The sequence below is a fragment of the Enterococcus sp. DIV1314a genome (assembly GCF_051713805.1).
Classification (GTDB): domain Bacteria; phylum Bacillota; class Bacilli; order Lactobacillales; family Enterococcaceae; genus Enterococcus_I; species Enterococcus_I aquimarinus.
Genome location: NZ_JBIOQP010000001.1, coordinates 752,652 through 772,170 on the forward strand (window position 1 = coordinate 752,652; position 19,519 = coordinate 772,170).

18 protein-coding genes are annotated in these 19,519 nt (G+C 41.0%); 3 read left to right on the forward strand and 15 right to left on the reverse strand.

Features of this window, described 5'->3' with window-relative positions:
- Window positions 1–59: 59 nt before the first annotated feature.
- Window positions 60–1,490: a PLP-dependent aminotransferase family protein gene (locus IGI68_RS03670; RefSeq protein WP_071874037.1), complete on the forward strand. Its 1,431-nt coding sequence runs from the start codon at window positions 60–62 to the stop codon at window positions 1,488–1,490.
- Between the two features lie 44 nt (window positions 1,491–1,534).
- Here IGI68_RS03670 and tuf read toward each other — a convergent pair whose 3' ends face one another.
- The 4 genes from tuf to rpsL all read right to left on the reverse strand — a co-directional run bounded on the left by tuf (window position 1,535) and on the right by rpsL (window position 5,999).
- Window positions 1,535–2,722, reverse strand: a complete 1,188-nt coding sequence (gene tuf, locus IGI68_RS03675; RefSeq protein WP_071874038.1) for an elongation factor Tu — start codon at window positions 2,720–2,722, stop codon at window positions 1,535–1,537.
- A 153-nt stretch (window positions 2,723–2,875) separates the two neighbouring features.
- Window positions 2,876–4,966, reverse strand: a complete 2,091-nt coding sequence (gene fusA, locus IGI68_RS03680) for an elongation factor G (protein WP_071874039.1) — start codon at window positions 4,964–4,966, stop codon at window positions 2,876–2,878.
- 81 nt (window positions 4,967–5,047) lie between these two features.
- Entirely contained in the window at window positions 5,048–5,518 is a 471-nt protein-coding gene (gene rpsG, locus IGI68_RS03685; protein ID WP_071874040.1) for a 30S ribosomal protein S7, read from the reverse strand.
- A gap of 61 nt (window positions 5,519–5,579) precedes the next feature.
- Entirely contained in the window at window positions 5,580–5,999 is a 420-nt protein-coding gene (gene rpsL, locus IGI68_RS03690; protein ID WP_071874041.1) for a 30S ribosomal protein S12, read from the reverse strand.
- Window positions 6,000–6,312: 313 nt separating this feature from the next.
- Between rpsL and rpiA the strand changes: the two genes are divergently transcribed.
- A complete protein-coding gene (gene rpiA / locus IGI68_RS03695; protein WP_438730605.1) occupies window positions 6,313–6,990 on the forward strand; it encodes a ribose-5-phosphate isomerase RpiA in 678 nt (225 codons plus the stop codon).
- A gap of 225 nt (window positions 6,991–7,215) precedes the next feature.
- Complete coding sequence (gene gpmA / locus IGI68_RS03700) at window positions 7,216–7,884, forward strand: 2,3-diphosphoglycerate-dependent phosphoglycerate mutase (RefSeq protein WP_071874043.1); 669 nt, start codon at window positions 7,216–7,218, stop codon at window positions 7,882–7,884.
- Between the two features lie 72 nt (window positions 7,885–7,956).
- Here gpmA and deoD read toward each other — a convergent pair whose 3' ends face one another.
- The 11 genes from deoD to IGI68_RS03755 all read right to left on the reverse strand — a co-directional run bounded on the left by deoD (window position 7,957) and on the right by IGI68_RS03755 (window position 19,516).
- Window positions 7,957–8,664 (reverse strand): purine-nucleoside phosphorylase, encoded by a 708-nt coding sequence (deoD, locus tag IGI68_RS03705; RefSeq protein ID WP_071874044.1) that lies wholly within the window; start codon window positions 8,662–8,664, stop codon window positions 7,957–7,959.
- A 36-nt stretch (window positions 8,665–8,700) separates the two neighbouring features.
- Window positions 8,701–9,516, reverse strand: a complete 816-nt coding sequence (locus IGI68_RS03710) for a purine-nucleoside phosphorylase (protein WP_438730608.1) — start codon at window positions 9,514–9,516, stop codon at window positions 8,701–8,703.
- A gap of 16 nt (window positions 9,517–9,532) precedes the next feature.
- On the reverse strand, window positions 9,533–10,699 hold the full coding sequence (gene deoB / locus IGI68_RS03715) for a phosphopentomutase (protein ID WP_438730611.1): 1,167 nt from the start codon (window positions 10,697–10,699) through the stop codon (window positions 9,533–9,535).
- A gap of 92 nt (window positions 10,700–10,791) precedes the next feature.
- Complete coding sequence (locus IGI68_RS03720; RefSeq protein WP_438730614.1) at window positions 10,792–11,748, reverse strand: ABC transporter permease; 957 nt, start codon at window positions 11,746–11,748, stop codon at window positions 10,792–10,794.
- Complete coding sequence (locus IGI68_RS03725; protein WP_438730617.1) at window positions 11,748–12,884, reverse strand: ABC transporter permease; 1,137 nt, start codon at window positions 12,882–12,884, stop codon at window positions 11,748–11,750. The genes IGI68_RS03720 and IGI68_RS03725 overlap by 1 nt, the downstream gene beginning before the upstream one ends.
- Window positions 12,877–14,472 (reverse strand): ABC transporter ATP-binding protein, encoded by a 1,596-nt coding sequence (locus IGI68_RS03730; protein WP_169818081.1) that lies wholly within the window; start codon window positions 14,470–14,472, stop codon window positions 12,877–12,879. The genes IGI68_RS03725 and IGI68_RS03730 overlap by 8 nt, the downstream gene beginning before the upstream one ends.
- Window positions 14,473–14,616: 144 nt before the next feature.
- Window positions 14,617–15,720 (reverse strand): BMP family lipoprotein, encoded by a 1,104-nt coding sequence (locus IGI68_RS03735; RefSeq protein WP_438730621.1) that lies wholly within the window; start codon window positions 15,718–15,720, stop codon window positions 14,617–14,619.
- Window positions 15,721–15,929: 209 nt separating this feature from the next.
- On the reverse strand, window positions 15,930–16,328 hold the full coding sequence (locus IGI68_RS03740; RefSeq protein ID WP_071874051.1) for a cytidine deaminase: 399 nt from the start codon (window positions 16,326–16,328) through the stop codon (window positions 15,930–15,932).
- Window positions 16,329–16,348: 20 nt separating this feature from the next.
- The gene (gene deoC, locus IGI68_RS03745; RefSeq protein WP_273229782.1) at window positions 16,349–17,011 is read right to left on the reverse strand and encodes a deoxyribose-phosphate aldolase; all 663 of its coding nucleotides are present in this window, start codon (window positions 17,009–17,011) and stop codon (window positions 16,349–16,351) included.
- A 12-nt stretch (window positions 17,012–17,023) separates the two neighbouring features.
- On the reverse strand, window positions 17,024–18,325 hold the full coding sequence (locus tag IGI68_RS03750; protein WP_438730626.1) for a pyrimidine-nucleoside phosphorylase: 1,302 nt from the start codon (window positions 18,323–18,325) through the stop codon (window positions 17,024–17,026).
- 165 nt (window positions 18,326–18,490) lie between these two features.
- Window positions 18,491–19,516, reverse strand: coding sequence for a LacI family DNA-binding transcriptional regulator (locus IGI68_RS03755; protein WP_438730629.1), 1,026 nt, complete (start codon window positions 19,514–19,516; stop codon window positions 18,491–18,493).
- Between the last annotated feature and the right edge of the window lie 3 nt (window positions 19,517–19,519).

The following is a 19,519-nucleotide window of genomic DNA, read 5'->3' on the forward strand; positions in this document are numbered from 1 at the left end:
GAAAACAGCCAATTGGACTATTTTTAAACCATCCACTTTTAAAAAAGGAGTGACTCATCATGTGGCTACCTAGTAAAGAAAAAAAAGAACCACTATACCAACAAATTATCGAACATCTCATTCAACAAATTCAAATCGGGGAACTCCTCCCGGGAGACACATTGTTAGCGGAACGAAAACTTGCCAATCGATACCACGTCAACCGTTCAACTGTTGTCAGAGCGTTAGATGAACTGAATAGTATCGGCTGGATTGAACGAAAACATGGTAGCGGGACGATCGTATCAGAGAATCTGCCTTCTGCCAGACACATTCCGACTCCCTTAATTCGTTTACTTGGTCGCTCGCATTTTCAAGAAGATTACTACACTACCACAATCAAAGAACAACTAAAGGATCCACACACCCTTGATTTTTTCACAGGCGATTTGCCACTTGATTTAATTCCCGATTTTGAATTTCCCGCGATTTCTTGGGAACATTTGATTACGGAAGAAAAAAAAGTGACTGCGAGCGGCTATGAACCTTTAAAACAATACATTCGCAAAAAATTAATTGAAGAAATGGCGCTTCCTAGTAAAAACCAAGAAGTCTTAATCACTTCTGGGTCTACACAAGGGATGATTCTTTTACTGCAAAATCTCTTGAAACCCGGTGATTGCGTCGCAACAGAAGATCCTTCCTTTTTATTTTCCTTGCCTATTTTCGCGCCATTAGGAATTGAATTAGTCGGAATCAAACAAGACGAAGAAGGCATGAGTTGTCGTGAACTAGAAAAAAACATTCTTCAAAAAAGAATTAAACTATTGTATTTAAATCCCAATTATCAAAATCCGACGAGTCAAACGATTTCATTATCTCGACGAAGAGAGCTCATCGAACTTTGTAAAAAATATGAAATCCCCATTATTGAAGACGATGTGTTTGCGGACTTTGACTTCACAACACCGCTACCCACCCTGAAACAATTAGCGCCCGAACAAGTCATCTATTTAGGTTCTTTTTCAAAACTATTTAGCTCACGCATTAAAATCGGTTGGATTTACGCAAGCGACCCCTTAATCAAGCGCTTAACGTTAACAAAACAACAAACCGAACAAGAAACTGAACTTTTCCCACAACTGTTAGCAACTTCTGTTTTAACGGCTAATGACTATCCAATGAAACACCAACAGTTGCGCAATCAGTTGATACAACGCCGTGATTATTTTGTTGAAGGGATGGAGTCACTAAAAGAATTCTGGTCCTATGAAGCAATCCAAGGTGGGCTTTATTACTGGGTCACTTGGCGAGGTGGTCCTTTATCCCGAACTCAATGGGGACTTTTCCTTGAAGAAAACCTCGCCGTCGCCCCTTCCTTTTTATTTGGTCGTGACAGCCAACACTTTCGGATGAATTACACACGACTAAACGAAGAGAACCGCATGCTGTTTTTTGAGAAAATGAAAAAAATTACAGACATTTTGAAACAACAAAAAAAAGAGCGTTAAAAGTACGAATACTTTTAACACTCTTTTCATTTTTTTAGCGACTATTATTTAGTAATAGTAGTTACAACGCCTGAACCAACAGTACGTCCGCCTTCACGGATTGAGAAGCGAGTTCCTTCTTCGATCGCGATTGGGTGGATTAAAGTAACGTCGATTGTTACGTTATCGCCAGGCATTACCATTTCAGTACCTTCTTGTAAGCTAACAACACCAGTTACGTCAGTTGTACGGAAATAGAATTGTGGACGGTAGTTAGTGAAGAATGGAGTGTGACGTCCGCCTTCTTCTTTACTTAATACGTAAACTTCTGCTACGAATTCAGTATGTGGAGTGATAGTTCCTGGTTTAGCTAATACTTGTCCACGTTGGATTTCTTCACGAGAAACTCCACGTAATAAAGCACCGATGTTATCGCCTGCTTCAGCATAGTCTAATAATTTACGGAACATTTCAACACCTGTTACAGTAGTGTTTTTAGTTTCTTCTTCGATACCAACGATTTCTACAACGTCTCCAACGCGAACTTGTCCACGTTCAACACGGCCTGTAGCAACAGTTCCACGACCAGTGATTGAGAATACATCCTCAACTGGCATCATGAATGGTTTGTCTGTATCACGAACTGGTGTTGGGATATACTCATCAACAGCAGCCATTAATTCAAAGATTTTCTCTTCGTAGACAGGATCGCCTTCTAATGCGCGTAAAGCAGAACCCGCAACAACTGGAGTGTCATCGCCTGGGAAATCGTAGTCAGATAATAAATCACGAACTTCCATTTCTACTAATTCTAATAATTCTTCATCATCAACCATATCCATTTTGTTTAAGAATACAACGATGTATGGAACACCAACGTTACGAGATAATAAGATATGCTCGCGAGTTTGTGGCATTGGACCATCAGCAGCAGATACTACTAAGATAGCGCCATCCATTTGTGCAGCACCAGTGATCATGTTTTTAACGTAATCCGCGTGACCTGGGCAATCCACGTGAGCGTAGTGACGGTTTTCTGTTTCGTACTCTACGTGTGAAGTAGAAATTGTAATTCCACGTTCGCGCTCTTCTGGAGCACCATCGATTGAAGCGTAGTCAGAAGCTTTAGCCCAACCTTTTTTAGATAATACAGTTGTGATTGCTGCTGTTAAAGTAGTTTTACCATGGTCAACGTGGCCAATAGTACCAATGTTTACATGGGGTTTAGAACGGTCAAATTTTTCTTTTGCCATTTTAAATGTTCCTCCTAAAATAGATAATTTTTATTTTTTATTCTGATAAGTAAGCAATCTTCGTAAAGAATACTTGCCCATATCATCGCTAACATTGTACACGAAATTTCGTAAAAAACATAGTGATTTACGAAATTTCATGTTTCAAAAAGATTACTCGGCTGATTTGCCGCCGTTTTTCTTAATGATTTCTTCTTGAATTGATTTAGGTACGTCTTCATAGTGATCAAAGACCATCATGAACGTTCCGCGTCCTTGTGTTGAAGAACGTAGAGTCGTTGCGTAACCAAACATTTCTGATAATGGAATAATCGCGTTAACGATTTGTGCATTACCATGTGCTTCCATTCCTTCTACACGTCCACGACGCGCAGTTACGTGACCCATGATGTCTCCTAAGTTATCTTCAGGAGCTGTAATGGTTACTTTCATCATTGGTTCAAGAATTGATGGATTTGCTTTTTTAGCAGCCGCACGTAACGCTAATGAAGCCGCAACACGGAAGGCTGTTTCACTTGAATCGACATCATGGTAAGAACCATCATAAAGTTTCGCTTTCACGTCAACTAATGGGTAGCCCGCTAGGACACCATTTTCCATTGAGTCTGCTAAACCTTTTTCAACTGCAGGGATGAATTCACGAGGAACCACACCACCGACAATCGCGTTTTCAAATTCAAAGCCTTTTCCTTCTTCATTCGGTGTAAATTCAATCCATACGTGACCGAATTGACCTTTACCACCAGATTGACGAACGAATTTACCTTCAGCTTTTGTTGCTGCACGGAATGTTTCACGGTATGAAACTTGTGGTGCGCCAACGTTCGCTTCAACTTTAAATTCACGACGCATACGGTCTACTAAAACGTCTAAGTGAAGTTCTCCCATACCAGCGATAACTGTTTCCCCAGTTTCAGGGTTTGAAGTTACGCGGAATGATGGATCTTCTTCAGCAAGTTTTTGTAAAGCCACACCCATTTTATCTTGGTCTGCTTTTGATTTAGGTTCAACAGCAACTTCGATAACAGGTTCTGGGAAGACGATTGATTCTAAGATAACTGGATTTTTTTCATCACATAAAGTGTCTCCAGTTGTAGTATCTTTCAAACCAACTGCCGCTGCGATATCTCCAGAGAAAACTTCTTGGATTTCTTCACGAGAGTTCGCATGCATTTGTAAGATACGACCAACACGTTCGCGTTTGCCTTTTGAAGCATTCAATACGTATGATCCAGAGCTTAAAACACCAGAATAAACACGGAAGAATGTTAAACGACCTACGAAAGGATCCGTCATTACTTTAAATGCTAGAGATGAGAATGGTGCTTCGTCTGTTGATGCACGTTCTGTCTCTTCGTCTGTCTTAGGATTGATTCCTTTAATTGAAGGAACGTCCGTTGGAGCAGGCAAGTAATCAATTACTGCATCTAAGAGTAATTGAACACCTTTGTTTTTGAAGGCTGTTCCACATAATACTGGGAAAAATTCAACGGTTAACGTTGCATTACGAATCGCTGTTTTTAATTCAGCTTCTTCGATTTCTTCGCCGTCTAAGAATTTCAACATTAATTCTTCGTCAAAATCTGCTACAGCTTCGATTAATTTTTCACGGTATTCTTGTGCTTGTTCTAGAAATTCGGCTGGAATATCTTCTTCAACCATATCTGTTCCCAAGTCATTCGTGTAAATTTCAGCTTTCATTTTAACTAAGTCAATGATACCTGTGAAGGTATCTTCTGACCCAATTGGTAATTGGATTGGGTGTGCATTTGCTTGTAAACGATCGTGTAAAGTCGATACAGAATATAAGAAATCAGCACCTGTTTTATCCATTTTGTTACAGAATACAATACGTGGTACTTTGTAGTCTGTTGCTTGACGCCATACTGTTTCTGTTTGGGGTTCTACACCTGATTGTGAGTCCAATACAGTTACAGCTCCGTCAAGTACACGTAATGAACGTTGTACTTCAATTGTGAAGTCCACGTGTCCAGGAGTATCAATGATGTTTACGCGGTTACCTTTCCATTGGGCAGTTGTTGCCGCAGATGTAATCGTAATTCCACGCTCTTGTTCTTGCTCCATCCAGTCCATTTGTGAAGCTCCCTCATGGGTTTCACCAAGTTTGTGGATTTTACCAGTATAATACAAGATACGCTCAGTTGTTGTTGTTTTACCAGCATCAACGTGGGCCATGATACCAATATTACGAGTGTTTTCTAAAGTAAATTCTCTTGTTCCCATACTAGGTCTGTTCTCCTCTCAAGTTCTTACTTTTAAGCTAAGGTTGCAATATACCTTCTACTAAATAAAGTAGGGAGGATCTTACCAACGATAATGAGCAAACGCACGGTTAGCATCTGCCATTTTATGAACGTCTTCACGTTTTTTAACAGAAGCGCCTGTGTTATTCGCTGCATCCATAATTTCTTTAGCTAAACGCTCTTCCATTGTGTGCTCTCCACGTAAACGTGCGTAGTTAGCAACCCAACGAAGACCTAAAGTTGTACGACGTTCAGGGCGAACTTCAACTGGTACTTGATAGTTAGATCCCCCAACACGACGAGCTTTTACTTCTAAGACAGGCATAACATTCTTCATTGCTTGTTCGAAAACTTCCAATGGATCGTTACCTGTTGTTTCTTTAATAATGTCAAATGAGTTGTAGATAATGTTTGCAGCAACTCCACGTTTTCCATCAATCATGATACGGTTGATTAAACGAGTGACTAATTTTGAGTTATAAATCGGATCTGGTAAAACGTCACGTTTTGCAACTGGTCCTTTACGAGGCATCCATAACTCCTCCTTTACGAAAATATTTTTTTAGTCGTTTATATACTGTTTCAATTATTGCTTATTTAGCCGCTTTAGGGCGTTTTGTTCCATATTTAGAACGAGATTGTTTACGGTCGTTAACACCAGCTGTATCTAGTGCTCCACGAACTACGTGATAACGTACCCCTGGTAAATCTTTTACACGTCCTCCGCGTAATAAGACAACACTATGTTCTTGTAAGTTATGGCCAATCCCTGGGATATAAGCTGTCACTTCAATTAAGTTAGATAAACGAACACGAGCATATTTACGTAACGCCGAGTTAGGTTTCTTAGGTGTCATTGTTCCCACACGAGTTGCAACCCCACGTTTTTGAGGTGAGTTCACATTTGTTTGTGCTTTCTTGAAACTGTTATATCCTTTGTTTAATGCAGGTGAATTTGATTTTTCAACCTTAGATTTACGAGGTTTACGTACTAATTGGTTAATTGTAGGCATTCCTTGTATTCCTCCTTCCTTAATTCGCTTTTATAGTCCCACACATCCAGGTGGTTCTTTTTATGCGATAAAAAATAATGCAAAGATTTGCATTTTCATCTAATTGTACTTTTCAACAGTCAGCATGTCTAAAAAAGACCTGTATATAAGCACCTTCGAAATCATAACACGACAGAACATTTGTGTCAACCGTTAACACGAGTATTTTTTTATTTTTTTTACGAGACTATTCTTTTTTTTCAAACCACTATATACTAAGACTATATAATGAAATAAAACGTTATCGACGAGAATCTTAAAGGTGGGAAAACAATTGAATTTAAAAGAAATGGTCGGAATTAAAGCAGCAAGTTATGTCACAGATGGAATGACAGTCGGACTCGGCACGGGTTCTACGGCGTATTATATGATTGAAGAACTCGGACGTCGTGTGAAAGAAGAAAATCTCAAAATCGTCGGGGTTCCGACTTCTTACGCATCAAAGAAACAAGCAGAGGCATTGAATATTCCGGTAAAAACAATCGATCAAGTCAATTATGTGGATTTGACGATTGATGGTGCGGATGAAATTAGTCATGACTTCCATGGCATCAAAGGCGGGGGTGCCGCCTTGTTATTCGAAAAAGTGGTCGCGACTTATTCAAAAGAAATTATTTGGATTGTCGATGAATCAAAAATGGTCGACAAACTAGGGAGATTCCCATTACCTGTAGAAGTTATCCCGTATGGACAAGATCAACTTTTCCGTTTGTTCCAAGAAAAAAATTATCACCCTTCTTTCCGGATGGAATCAGAAGAGGTTTTAAAACAAACCGACTCAGGAAATTCGATTATTGATTTACATTTAGACTGTATCGATGACCCGATTGCACTCGCAAACGAGCTCGATTCACTCGTCGGTGTTGTTGAACATGGTCTCTTTTTATCCATGGTTAACAGAGTCATCATTGGAAAAGAAAGTGGTCCCGAAGTGATTGAAGTAACCCGTTAAGTCAAACGCTTTTAACCAAAGATTACCATGTACAATTGACTGGTCGTCTACTCCCTAACGATAAAAATGGCACTCGAGAGGATATCGTTTTTATCGTTTTTTATTGTTCCTTGAAGGAGCGGATTTGGTGGCGTTTGTTTTTATTCGCATTTTCTATAAAGAAGGAGTACTCTATAAGTATGAAACAAATAAGGATGCGCTAAAAACGAAACGAGGAGGATCAAGATGCCAAAATTAGTATTTGTACGTCACGGATTAAGCGAGTGGAATAAACTGGATTTATTTACGGGTTGGACAGACGTGGATTTAGCTCCTGAAGGTGTGCAAGAAGCCATTGAGGGCGGACGAAAAATTAAAGAAGCGGGTATTGAATTTGATATTGCCTTCACCTCGGTCTTAACGCGTGCTATCCGAACCTGTAACTTTATATTAGAAGAAAGCAACCAATTATGGGTCCCTCAAGTGAAAACCTGGCGTTTAAACGAACGTCATTACGGTGCTCTCCAAGGACTAAATAAGCAAGCGACGCGCGAAAAATACGGCGAGGAACAAGTATTAATTTGGCGACGCTCCTACGATGTCTTGCCTCCGTTGTCTGATAGTGCGATTGATCGGCGGTATCAGTTATTGGACCCGAACGACATTCCAAAAGGCGAAAATTTAAAAGTGACTTTGGAACGTGCCTTACCTTTTTGGCAAGACGAAATTGCGCCCGCGCTGCTGGCTCAAAAAACAGTACTCGTTGCAGCCCACGGAAATTCCTTACGAGCCTTAGCAAAACATATCGAAGGCATTTCGGATGCTGATATTATGGCATTAGAGATTCCAACCGGTTTGCCTCTTGTTTATGAGTTAGCTGATGACTTGTCCGTTATGAAGAAGTATTACTTATAACTAAACAATAAAAAAACGCTTCATGTAGCATCCCTCGATGGTTTGCTACATGAAGCGTTTATTTTTTTCGTATTATGCTCGAATCGCGGCTTCTAATCCGACTTGAATCATTTCGTTGAACGTGGTTTGACGTTCTTCAGCTGTTGTTTCTTCTCCAGTGATGAGATGATCACTAACGGTACAAATTGCCAGTGTTTGGACATTGAATTTCGCTCCTAAATAATAAAGAACGGCCGCTTCCATTTCAACACCTTTGACACCATACTCTGCTAGCTTCAATGTTTCTGCAGTATAATCTTTGTAGAAACTATCTTCTGAGAGGATGTTCCCTACGTGAGTCGTCATTCCCATTTCCATCGCCACTTCATACGCGGTTTTCATTAACTGAAAATCAGCAATCGGGGCAAATTCAAAATACGGGAAGTTACGTTTGATAATCCCTGAAGTTGTGACCGCTCCTTGCGCAATAACTAAGTCTCGCACGTGAACATCGGTCGACAACGCGCCACATGTTCCGACACGGATGAGGCGTTTCACATCATACGACTGAATCAATTCATGGATATAAATTGAGGCAGAAGGCATCCCCATCCCTGTTCCTTGAACAGAAACACGCTCTCCTTTATACGTTCCCGTGTAACCTAACATCCCGCGAACTTGATTGTAACAAACAGGATTTTCTAAAAATGTTTCGGCAATATATTTCGCCCGTAATGGATCTCCTGGCAATAAAATTTTATCTGCAATTTCGCCTTGTTTCGCTTCAATATGAACACTCATGTTTCGTTTCCTCCCTTATTCCTGGTCTACTTCTTATTATAGTACTGCTAATGTTTCTTTAATTAATGCTTTGAATTCTGCTTTGACGCGTTGTGTTGTTTCCACGACTTCTTCATGGTTTAAGTTCGCTTGCATGCCCGCTGCCAAGTTCGTAATACAAGAAATCCCTAGAACTTTCATCCCACTATGCGCTGCCACAATCACTTCTGGGACCGTCGACATGCCGACAGCATCTGCACCAATTGTGCGCGCAAAACGAATTTCAGCAGGTGTTTCGTAAGTTGGTCCAGAAAAGCCCATATACACGCCTTCTTTTAAGTGAAGTCCTTTCGCTTCAGCTACTTTCTTAGCAGCCTCACGATAGCTAAGCGTGTACGCTTGACTCATATCTGGGAAACGCGGACCCATCTCTTCTTCATTTTCACCCATCAATGGATTATCACCCATAAAGTTAATTTGATCGGTAATCAACATCAAGTCCCCTGGTGTAAAGGTAATATTCACACCACCACACGCGTTTGTCACAATCACAGAGTGTGCAGCTAAAGCTTTCATCACACGTACGGGATACGTCACCGTTTGCATTGAGTGACCTTCATAATAATGAAAACGCCCTTGCATCGCGAGTACTTTTTTACCTGATAACGTCCCATAGACTAATTGTCCAGCATGTCCTACGACCGTCGAAATCGGAAAATGTGGAATTTGATCATAAGGAATCACGATGGCTTCTTCAATTTCTTCTGCCAATTCGCCTAACCCAGAACCTAAGATTAGTCCAAATTCAACTTCTCCGACGCCTTGTTCTTTCATAAATGAAACTGTTGCTTCTAATTTTTCTGTTAATGACATTTTTGATGTCCTCCTTTTATTTTAAACGTGTTAAAAAGCTCTTGCCATTTTCCGTTTGAGGAACATTGAAATTCTCAGCAATGGTTGCCGAAATATCCGCAAAGTATCCTTGTGGTAATGCTCCAGATGCTTTCATATTTTTGCTGAATACTAAGAGCGGCACGTACTCTCTTGTATGATCGGTTCCTGGGAACGTCGGATCATTCCCGTGATCAGCTGTAATGATAAGTAAATCATCTTCTTTAAGCGCAGCAAGGATTTCTGGTATCCGTTGATCAAAGTCTTCAATCGCTTGAGCATAGCCTTGGGTGTCTCGGCGATGGCCATATAGCGCATCGAAGTCAACTAAATTGGTAAAACTTAGGCCCGTAAAGTCTTTGTCCATCACCTTCAATAGTTGATCGACACCATCCATATTACTTTTCGTCCGAACGGTTTCAGTAATCCCTTGACCGTTAAAGATATCGTTGATTTTCCCAACAGCAATCACGTCTTTTCCGTTGTCTTTCAAGGAATCTAGCACTGTCTTGCCAAAAGGATCTAGCGCATAATCATGACGATTACTTGTTCGTTTGAAGTTCCCTGGTTCACCTAAGTATGGACGGGCAATAATGCGACCAATCATATACGGTTCGTCTTTCGTAATCTCACGAACGTATTCACAAATGCGATACAATTCTTCTAAAGGAATCACTTCTTCATGTGCGGCAATTTGCAACACCGGATCAGCAGAGGTATAAATTATTAAATCGCCTGTTTCCATTTGCCCTGGCCCATAATCATCGAGAACCTCTGTGCCAGAATAAGGTAAGTTGCAGACCACTTTACGACCCGAGAATGCTTCAATCTGTTGTAATAATTCTGGGGGGAATCCTTCTGGGAAGACGCGGAATGGTTTTTGAATATTGAGTCCCATAATCTCCCAGTGTCCGGTCATTGTGTCTTTTCCAACGGATACTTCCTCTAGCTTTGTCGCGTATCCTTGATGATCTACGACTGCCTCAACACCCGCTAACGGACGAATCGTACCAAGTCCTAGTTGTTCTAAATGCGGAATCGTTAAGCCCGCTGTTTCCGCGATATGCCCTAAAGTATCCGATCCAACATCGTTAAATTGAGCCGCATCGGGTGCCTCTCCAATTCCAACAGAATCCATCACAATTAAATGTACTCGTTTAAACATTTCGTTTCCCTACTTTCTTATTCTTTTATTGATGCTACACAAAAGGGCAGGACAAAGCGTACTGCGCCCTTAACCCCACCCTTACGTATTCTTTATTTTGATTTAATGTAGTTACGACCATTTGCTTTAGGACCAGATGCTTTTCCTAAGAAAGCGACCAGCACGATAATCGTAATTAAATATGGTGCAATTTGCAATAATACAGGAGGAATCGAAGAAATGACTGGTAGTTGTGCCCCAATAATACTTAAACTTTGAGCAAAGCCAAAGAATAACGCTGCGCCTAGTGCGCCGATTGGATTCCATTTACCAAAAATCATTGCCGCCATCGAAATAAACCCTTGACCGACAATCGTTCCTGCTGAGAAGTTTCCTGAAATGGCTTGGGCAAAGACTGCGCCACCCATTCCGCCTAATAAACCAGAAATCAACACTCCGGCATAACGGAATTTGTAAACATTGATTCCGAGCGTATCCGCTGCTTGTGGGTTTTCACCGACTGAACGCAAGCGTAAGCCAAAACGGGTTTTGTACAAGACAAACCAAGCGATAATGGCAATCACAACCGCTAAGTAAGCCGGTAAAAAGGTGTTTTTAAAGAAAATTTGGCCAAGGACTGGAAGTTTATCTAATCCAGGAAATGAGTAATAACCCAAGTTGTATTGAATATTATCCGTTTGACCTTTTTGGTACCAAACTTTGATTAAGAAAACACCTAACGCAGGCGCCATCAAATTAATCACGGTCCCACTAATAATGTGATCTGCACGGAAAGTAATGGTTGCAACGGCATGAAGTAAGGAAAACAACACTCCGACAGCCCCACCGACTAAAATCGCTAACCAAGGGGTCCACGCTTGAAAAGTATCCGCCATTTCCAAGTTAAAAACGACAGCACTAAACGCTCCCATCACCATGATTCCTTCTAAACCAACGTTGACAATCCCACTACGTTCAGAAAATGTGCCGCCCAGTGCCGTCAAAATCAACGGTGTGGAATAAACCAATGTTGAAGTGACAATTAATGCAATAATTCCTACTAGTGTCATTAGATTTCGCCCCCTTCTTGACTTTGGTCATTTGGTGTCGACTCAATCACCTGAACGATTTCTAATTCTTCTTTGGAATCTGGCATCCATTTTGTTAACGCCACGCGAATCACATAACTAATACCGACAAAGAAGATAATTAATGCAATCGAGACATTGACGATTTCAAACGGAATATTTGCTCCTGTTTGCATGCCCAAACCACCGATTTTCAAGACACTAAATAATAGCGCGGATAATAAAATTCCTAGCGCACTCCCGGAACCAAGTAAGGAGACGGCCATCCCGTCAAATCCGATTGATAAGGACGTTGTTTGAACGAAGAAGTTTTGATATGTTCCAAGCCCTTCAACGACACCACCTAATCCAGCAAGCGCGCCAGAGATTACCATCGACATTACGATTGTTCGTTTACTACTCATCCCTGCATATTCAGAGGCAAAAGGATTTAAACCGACCGAACGAATTTCATAACCTAAGGTCGTTTTCTTCATTAAGAACCAGACCAGAACTAACGCAATTAGCGCTAGGATTAAGCCGGCATTCACCCGTGAGCCACCAAATAGTTGCGTCAACCATGGGAGTCGTAAACTTGCATTGGCACTAATTTGATTGGACGAGTCTAAACTTGTTCGTAATGATTCAGGCATGACGCTCTGAAGCATGTATGTACTCACGTAGAGCAAGATGTAGTTCATCATAATCGTCACAATGACTTCACTTGTACCGAAATAGGCACGAAGTAAACCAGGAATTGCTGCAGCAACTGCTCCAGCTAACGCTCCTAACAATACTGCTAGCGGTAATAACACGAGTTTCGGTAACTCAGGTAACAACAGCGCAACCCACACACTCGTTAACCAACCTGCTAACGCTTGTCCAGAAAGACCGATGTTAAAGAATCCAGCTGAATTAGCCACGGAAAAACCTAAAGCCGTAAAGATTAACGGCGTCGCTTGACGTAACGTTTCACCGATACTTCGTTGATTTCCTAAAGCGGCATCCAGCATCGATCCGTAACCAGTAATCGGATTGTAGCCAAAAGACAACATTAAAATCGCGCCTAAGACTAGACCCATAATAACCGATAGAATCGGGACCAAAATATTACGGATTTTTTCATTACGATTATTCATTTTCTGCCACCCCCTGTTGTTCTAATTCTTGACGCGCTTTTTCTAAGGAAGAGCCAGCCATCAATAATCCTAATTCTTGTTCAGAGGTTTCATTCGCATTGACAATTCCGACAATTTCACCATCATGTAAGACAGCAATTCGGTCAGAAACATTTAAGATTTCTTCTAATTCGAAACTCACAAGGAGAACGGCTTTAAAGTTATCGCGTTGTTCAATAATCCGTTTATGGATGAATTCAATCGCACCAACGTCTAACCCACGCGTTGGATTGGCTACAATTAGTAACTCTGGATCACGACTAATTTCACGGGCAATAATCGCTTTTTGTTGATTCCCACCTGATAATGCTTTTGCTGGAACAACTTCACTGACGGTCCGCACATCGAATTCTTTAATTAAGTCGCGGGCATGATCATTGATTTCACCGTAATTTAATACGCCCATTTGACTCATTGGTTCTTGATAGTACGTTTGTAAGGCAATATTTTCAGCTAAGGTCATTTCTAAAATCAATCCATACTTATGACGATCTTCCGGAACGTGTCCCACGCCTGCTTCGGTAATTTTTCTCGGACGTAAATTCGTAATCTCATCGCCACCTAAGTAAATATGGCCACTTTCGACTTTACGTAAACCGGTTAACGCTTGAATCAACTCAGACTGACCATTCCCGTCGATCCCAGCAATCCCTAGAATCTCCCCTGCGCGAACTTCTAAACTTAGATTCTTCACAGCTTCAATGCCGCGATTTTCTTTGACGACAATGTTTTCCACTGACAACACGACCTCTTGTGGATTGGCCGCTTTTTTATCCGTTTTAAAGGAAACTTCGCGTCCGACCATCATATCGGCTAATTGTTGGGAAGAAACATCTGCGACATCAACGGTTCCGATGCCTTTACCACGACGAATGACCGTACAACGATCGGCAACTGCTTTGATTTCATCTAATTTATGGGTAATCAAAATAATCGATTTCCCTTCTTTGACTAGGCCGTGCATAATATTGATTAATTCGTCGATTTCTTGTGGCGTTAATACAGCCGTCGGTTCATCAAAAATCAAGACTTCTGCTCCACGATACAAGGTTTTTAAAATCTCAACCCGTTGTTGCATCCCTACAGAAATATCACGAACGTAGGCATCAGGATCCACTTGTAACCCGTATTGTTCCGAAACTCTCAAAATCTCCGCTCTTGCTTCTTTACGATTTAACATGCCAAATTGACTCGGTTCATTCCCTAGAACAATGTTTTCTGTCACCGTAAAAGCATCCACTAACATGAAATGTTGGTGAACCATCCCAATTCCTAATTGATTTGCTTTGGTGGGACTCGTGATATTAATAACCTCACCGCTCATCAAAATTTCACCTGATGTCGGTTCTAATAAACCCGATAATACATTCATCAAGGTTGACTTTCCGGCACCATTTTCACCTAGCAATGCATGAATCTCACCTTTTTTGACCTGTAAGTTAATTTGATCGTTTGCTTTAAAGGTACCAAAACTCTTGGTAATATTCCGCATCTCGATGACAAATTCTTCTTCCGTCACAATGCTCACATCCTTTTTATAATCACTCATATAATGGCAGTATCTTCAGAGAGCTTTTTCTCTCAATTAAATATTTTTAGCAAAATACTTAATTGAAAGAAAAAGAGCCTGACTTGAAAGTCAGATTGATTTTCAGTTCAGGCTTTTTTTCCGTTGTATCATTTCATTCGTTGCTTATTTTGCTGGTGTTTCAGGTACTTCAATTTCTCCAGCAATGATTTGTTCTCTTGCTTTTGCAACTGCGTCTAATGCTTCAGCTGATAATTGACCATCTGTTAAGCCAACACCGTCTTCTTTCAAACCGTAGACAACATGTTCGCCACCAGGGAAGTTTCCTTCAACGGCTTTTTGAGCTAAATCTTGAACAACTGTTCCAACCGCTTTTGTTGTTGAAGTTAATGTGAAGTTTTTATCTTCGCCATCTAATTTGAAGTTCCCTTCATCTGATTGGTCACGGTCAACTCCGATCACCCAAACAGTTTTGTCGCCTGTTTCATTTAAAGATTTCGCTTCTTGGAAAACACCATTTCCAGTTGCGCCTGATGCATGGTAAACGATATCTGCGCCTGTTCCGTACATTCCTTTAGCGATTGTACGACCTTTGTCTGGTGCTGAGAAATCACCTGCGTATTGAACGTCTAACGTAATATCTTTGCCTAACTCTTTCGCACCTGCTTCGATACCAGCGGCAAATCCAGCTTCAAAACGGTCAATTACTTCCCCTTTAACGCCACCGATGAAACCAACTTTGTTTGTTGTTGTTGAATAAGCTGCTGCAATTCCTGCTAAGTAAGCTGCTTCTTGGTCTTTAAATGTTGCAGATGCAACGTTATCGCCTTCAACGATATCATCAATGATTGCGAAGTTTACTTCTGGATTTAAAGAAGCTTGATCGGCTACGGCTGGTTGTAATTTATAACCAATCCCAAAAATCGTTGAGAATCCTGCATTTAATGCTTGGTCAATATTCGGAATATAATCAGATTCATTTGAAGATTGGAAGTATTGGTATCCTTCGTTACCACGAGTGACATTGTTTGCTTTACCCCATGCTTCTAAGCCTTCCCAAGCAGATTGGTTAAATGAGCGGTCATCAACGCCACCAGTATCTGTAATTAACGCGGCTGTTGGAAGACTTGTTGTGCCTCCAGCTTCAGATGATGCTGCGTTTGATCCGTCTGCGCTACTGCTGTCAGTAGTACTGCTGCCACATGCACCTAGTAATAGTACGCTTGCCATTGCAACTGCACCAAAACCAAATAATTTTGCTTTTTTCATTATTGAAAAGCCCCCTATAAAATAGTTTTTATTTTCAAAAGCCTTCACGGCTGATTGAACAAAGATCAGACTCCAAATGATGGAGTAAAAACAAATGGTTCTTTTTAAGTAAGCAGGTTTATTTCACTTCTTGTTTACCATTATAGCGAATTCAAATTGATTCGCCTAATTAAAACCTGTTTATTTCTTGAATAATTGTCGTTTTGTTTTTATAAATCTTTTCCATTGAAAGAGTAAGGCAATAATTCACCAACTGTTGTTTCTTTTAAGGCCCCTTCATCGCCAACTAATAAGACTGGCATCGTCGGTTCGCAAAATTCAACCATGACTTGACGACAAGCGCCACAAGGTGAAATCGGATCTGGTGTGTGGCCTGCAATCACTAAATATTGAAATTCTTGTTCTCCTTCAGAAATGGCTTTAAAAAAAGCGGTGCGTTCTGCGCAATTCGTTAAGCCAAACGACGCGTTCTCAATATTCAGACCTTGATAGACTTTTCCGCTTTTCGACACTAAGCATGCGCCCACTGGAAAATTAGAATAGGGCACATATGCTTTATCCATCGCGGCAATCGCAAGATCAATCCAGGTTTGCTGTTGATTTTCCATTCATTAATCGCTCCCTAATCTTAGTACCCGACGCCCGTTGCGCCAGAAAGAATTGCAACGCTCGCGCTCGTTCCTAAACGACTTGCGCCTGCTTCAATCATTGCTAATGCTTGCGTATCGTTATGGATCCCACCAGAAGCTTTGACGCCCATTTTAGGTCCGACTGTTTCACGCATTAAGCGGACATCTTCGACCGTTGCGCCACCTGTTGAAAAGCCCGTTGACGTTTTGACAAAATCCGCTCCTGCTGCTTGTGCTAATTCGCATCCACGAACGATTTCTTCTTTCGTTAACAAAGCGGTCTCTAAGATGACTTTGACTAACGCTCGATCTTTCGCTGCTGCTACGACCGCTTCAATATCTTTTTGAACCAAATCGTCTTGTCCAGATTTTAATAGCCCGACATTAATGACCATGTCGACTTCATCTGCGCCATTTTCGATTGCATCCGTTGTTTCAAATGCTTTGGTTGCTGAAGTGTTCGCGCCTAAAGGAAAACCAATCACCGTACAAACGGCAGTTGGATAAGTTTTTAATTCTTTTGCTGCTAATGAAACCCACGTTGGATTGACACAAACCGAATAAAAATGATGTTGTTTTGCTTCCTCAATAATTTTCATGACGCCTTCTTGTGTTGTTTCTGCTTTTAATACGGTATGATCCATCATCCGATTTAATTCCATATTTCCCACGTCCTATTCTGTGATGATTTCATGAATGAGTGGCAACTCGACTGCCACTTCTCCAATTTCAATATTTTTTTCTAAGATACGTTCTACTTCACTCAGTTCTAAATCATTACTATAAATCGTTAATAACGGTTCACCTTCTGTGACTTTATCGCCGACTTTTTTGTGTAATTTTAGTCCAACCGCATAATCAATCTCTTCTTCTTTGGTACGACGTCCTGCTCCTAAAAGCATCGCCGCAATCCCCAATTCATTGGCGACTAATTTTGTGACATATCCTGATTTTTTCGCTAAAAATGGTTGCTCATACTTCGCTGTTAGCAAGGATTGTGGATGATCCACAACAGTGTCATCGCCCCCTTGATTCCGAATCATTTCGCGGAATTTTGCCAAAGCTTTTCCTGATTCAAGCGCTTCTTCTAGTAATTTCCGCGCTTGGTCTAAGTCTGGCGCTTTTTTCGCTAAGACCACCATTTGACTCCCTAAAACGTAACACATTTCCAGTAAATCTGCCGGACCTTTTCCTTGCAATGTTTCGATCGCTTCAACGACTTCTAAGCTGTTGCCAATTGCTTCACCTAAAGGCTGAGTCATATCGGAAATAATCGCCATCGTTTGACGATTCGTCAGTGCCCCAATGCGAACCATTGTTTTGGCTAAGCGTCGTGCATCGGACAGTTTTTTCATAAATGCGCCATCACCGGTCGTAACGTCTAAGACAATCGCATCCGCACCTGCCGCAATTTTCTTACTCATAATCGAGCTTGCAATTAATGGAATGGAATTGACGGTCGCTGTTACGTCGCGTAAAGCATACAGTTTTTTATCTGCTGGGGCTAAGTTCCCTGATTGACCAATAATCGCGACATGGCTTTGATTGACCAGTCGAGTGAACTCTTTTTCTGGTAATTCAATTTGAAATCCTGGAATGGCTTCAAGTTTATCTAGCGTGCCTCCGGTATAACCAAGCCCACGACCAGACATCTTCGCAACTGGTACACCCACACTGGCTACTAATGGCGCCAACACGAGTGTCGTCGTATCACCGACGCCTCCGGTCGAATGCTTATCGACCTTGATTCCTTCAATCGAAGATAAATCAATGACTTCTCCGGAATGTGCCATTGCTAATGTCAATGCCGTAATTTCTTCATCTGACATGTCTTCATAAAAAACGGCCATCAAAAACGCACTGACTTGATAATCTGGAATCTCGCCTTGCGTATAGTTTGTAACGAACCAATTAATTTCTTCAGTCGTTAACTGACCCCCGTCACGTTTTTTTTCTATCAAATCAACCATTCGCATAGATTTGACCTCGCTTCCTCTTCATCGTTTATTATACCCATTCTCATTCAATAGGTAAACCACTTTAGTAAAACAGTTTACTAAGTAGAATAGAATTTTGTAACCCTTTTCATTTCTGATGATATCTTATTTTTTTTACGGTGTCAACCACTTCCCCCTTCCCTTTTAACTAGAAGGGGACTTTGTAACCTTATTCACACTCTCACGAAGAATTAATTTTGTTTCAAAAATTTTGTTTGGCATCCGTCGCTCTGGGAACTCAATCGCATCAACCAAAAATTTAGCAGCTGTAAACCCAATCTCAAAAATCGGTTGTTGCACCGTCGTTAAAGCAGGGGCCAACGAAGCCGTTAATTCAATATCATCAAACCCAATCACCGAAATCTCTTCCGGGACTTTTTTGCCAAGTTCATAAATGGCGCGGTAACAACCAATCGCCATCGCGTCGTTACTACAAAAAATAGCCGTCACTTCTGGATTCAATAAAATGGCTTTTGCTGCTTGATAGCCACCGTTAATGGTAAGCTCCCCTGTTGCGACATAATGTTTTTTATAAGCAATCCCCGCATCTTTAAGCGCGTGGCGATAGGCATTGTATCGTTCTTGTAATTGATAATAACTACCGTTTTCTTTTAACAATGCAATATGCCGATGTCCTTGCTGCGCCAAATAACTAACTGCCTGGTACGCGCCTTCATACTCCTTAATAATCAGACGCCCTGTATCCCGTTGGTTAATCCCACGATCAATTAGCACTAAGGGCATTTTACGATAAAAATCACTCCCATAAGCGTATCCTTCTGGCATTAAATTCGGTGTCGCTAACAAGACCCCGTCGACCGAACGATGATTTAAATCTTGTAACAATTGCGTTTCTTTGGCTAAACTTTGTTGAGAATGACAAAGAATTAATTTGTACCCCAGGGGTGTCAAATAATTTTCTGCTCCTTCAACCATTTTTGAAAAGAAAAAATCGGTCACATCAGGAATAATCATCCCGATCGTTTTGGAATGACGATTGATTAAATTCGAGGCAAAAAAATCAGGGCGATACTGGTGTTCGTTGACAATATCTAAGACACGTTTTCGCGTATCCTCACTAAAGCGACTCCCTTTATTATTCAAAATTTGCGAAACAGTCGTGACAGAAACTCCCGCCATTTCGGCGATCTGTCGAATCGTTAATTTCATTTT

Excerpts from the sequence above, each read along its gene's own strand:
- deoC (WP_273229782.1), bottom strand. The coding sequence starts at position 17,011 with ATGGAATTAAATCGGATGATGGATCATACCGTATTAAAAGCAGAAACA.
- tuf (WP_071874038.1), bottom strand. The coding sequence starts at position 2,722 with ATGGCAAAAGAAAAATTTGACCGTTCTAAACCCCATGTAAACATTGGT.
- IGI68_RS03730 (WP_169818081.1), bottom strand. The coding sequence starts at position 14,472 with ATGAGTGATTATAAAAAGGATGTGAGCATTGTGACGGAAGAAGAATTT.
- rpsL (WP_071874041.1), bottom strand. The coding sequence starts at position 5,999 with ATGCCTACAATTAACCAATTAGTACGTAAACCTCGTAAATCTAAGGTT.
- IGI68_RS03735 (WP_438730621.1), bottom strand. The coding sequence starts at position 15,720 with ATGAAAAAAGCAAAATTATTTGGTTTTGGTGCAGTTGCAATGGCAAGC.
- IGI68_RS03725 (WP_438730617.1), bottom strand. The coding sequence starts at position 12,884 with ATGAATAATCGTAATGAAAAAATCCGTAATATTTTGGTCCCGATTCTA.
- IGI68_RS03750 (WP_438730626.1), bottom strand. The coding sequence starts at position 18,325 with ATGCGAATGGTTGATTTGATAGAAAAAAAACGTGACGGGGGTCAGTTA.
- IGI68_RS03755 (WP_438730629.1), bottom strand. The coding sequence starts at position 19,516 with ATGAAATTAACGATTCGACAGATCGCCGAAATGGCGGGAGTTTCTGTC.
- deoB (WP_438730611.1), bottom strand. The coding sequence starts at position 10,699 with ATGTTTAAACGAGTACATTTAATTGTGATGGATTCTGTTGGAATTGGA.
- IGI68_RS03670 (WP_071874037.1), top strand. The coding sequence starts at position 60 with ATGTGGCTACCTAGTAAAGAAAAAAAAGAACCACTATACCAACAAATT.
- fusA (WP_071874039.1), bottom strand. The coding sequence starts at position 4,966 with ATGGGAACAAGAGAATTTACTTTAGAAAACACTCGTAATATTGGTATC.
- IGI68_RS03740 (WP_071874051.1), bottom strand. The coding sequence starts at position 16,328 with ATGGAAAATCAACAGCAAACCTGGATTGATCTTGCGATTGCCGCGATG.
- deoD (WP_071874044.1), bottom strand. The coding sequence starts at position 8,664 with ATGAGTGTTCATATTGAAGCGAAACAAGGCGAAATTGCAGATAAAATT.
- gpmA (WP_071874043.1), top strand. The coding sequence starts at position 7,216 with ATGCCAAAATTAGTATTTGTACGTCACGGATTAAGCGAGTGGAATAAA.
- rpsG (WP_071874040.1), bottom strand. The coding sequence starts at position 5,518 with ATGCCTCGTAAAGGACCAGTTGCAAAACGTGACGTTTTACCAGATCCG.
- IGI68_RS03710 (WP_438730608.1), bottom strand. The coding sequence starts at position 9,516 with ATGTCATTAACAGAAAAATTAGAAGCAACAGTTTCATTTATGAAAGAA.
- IGI68_RS03720 (WP_438730614.1), bottom strand. The coding sequence starts at position 11,748 with ATGACACTAGTAGGAATTATTGCATTAATTGTCACTTCAACATTGGTT.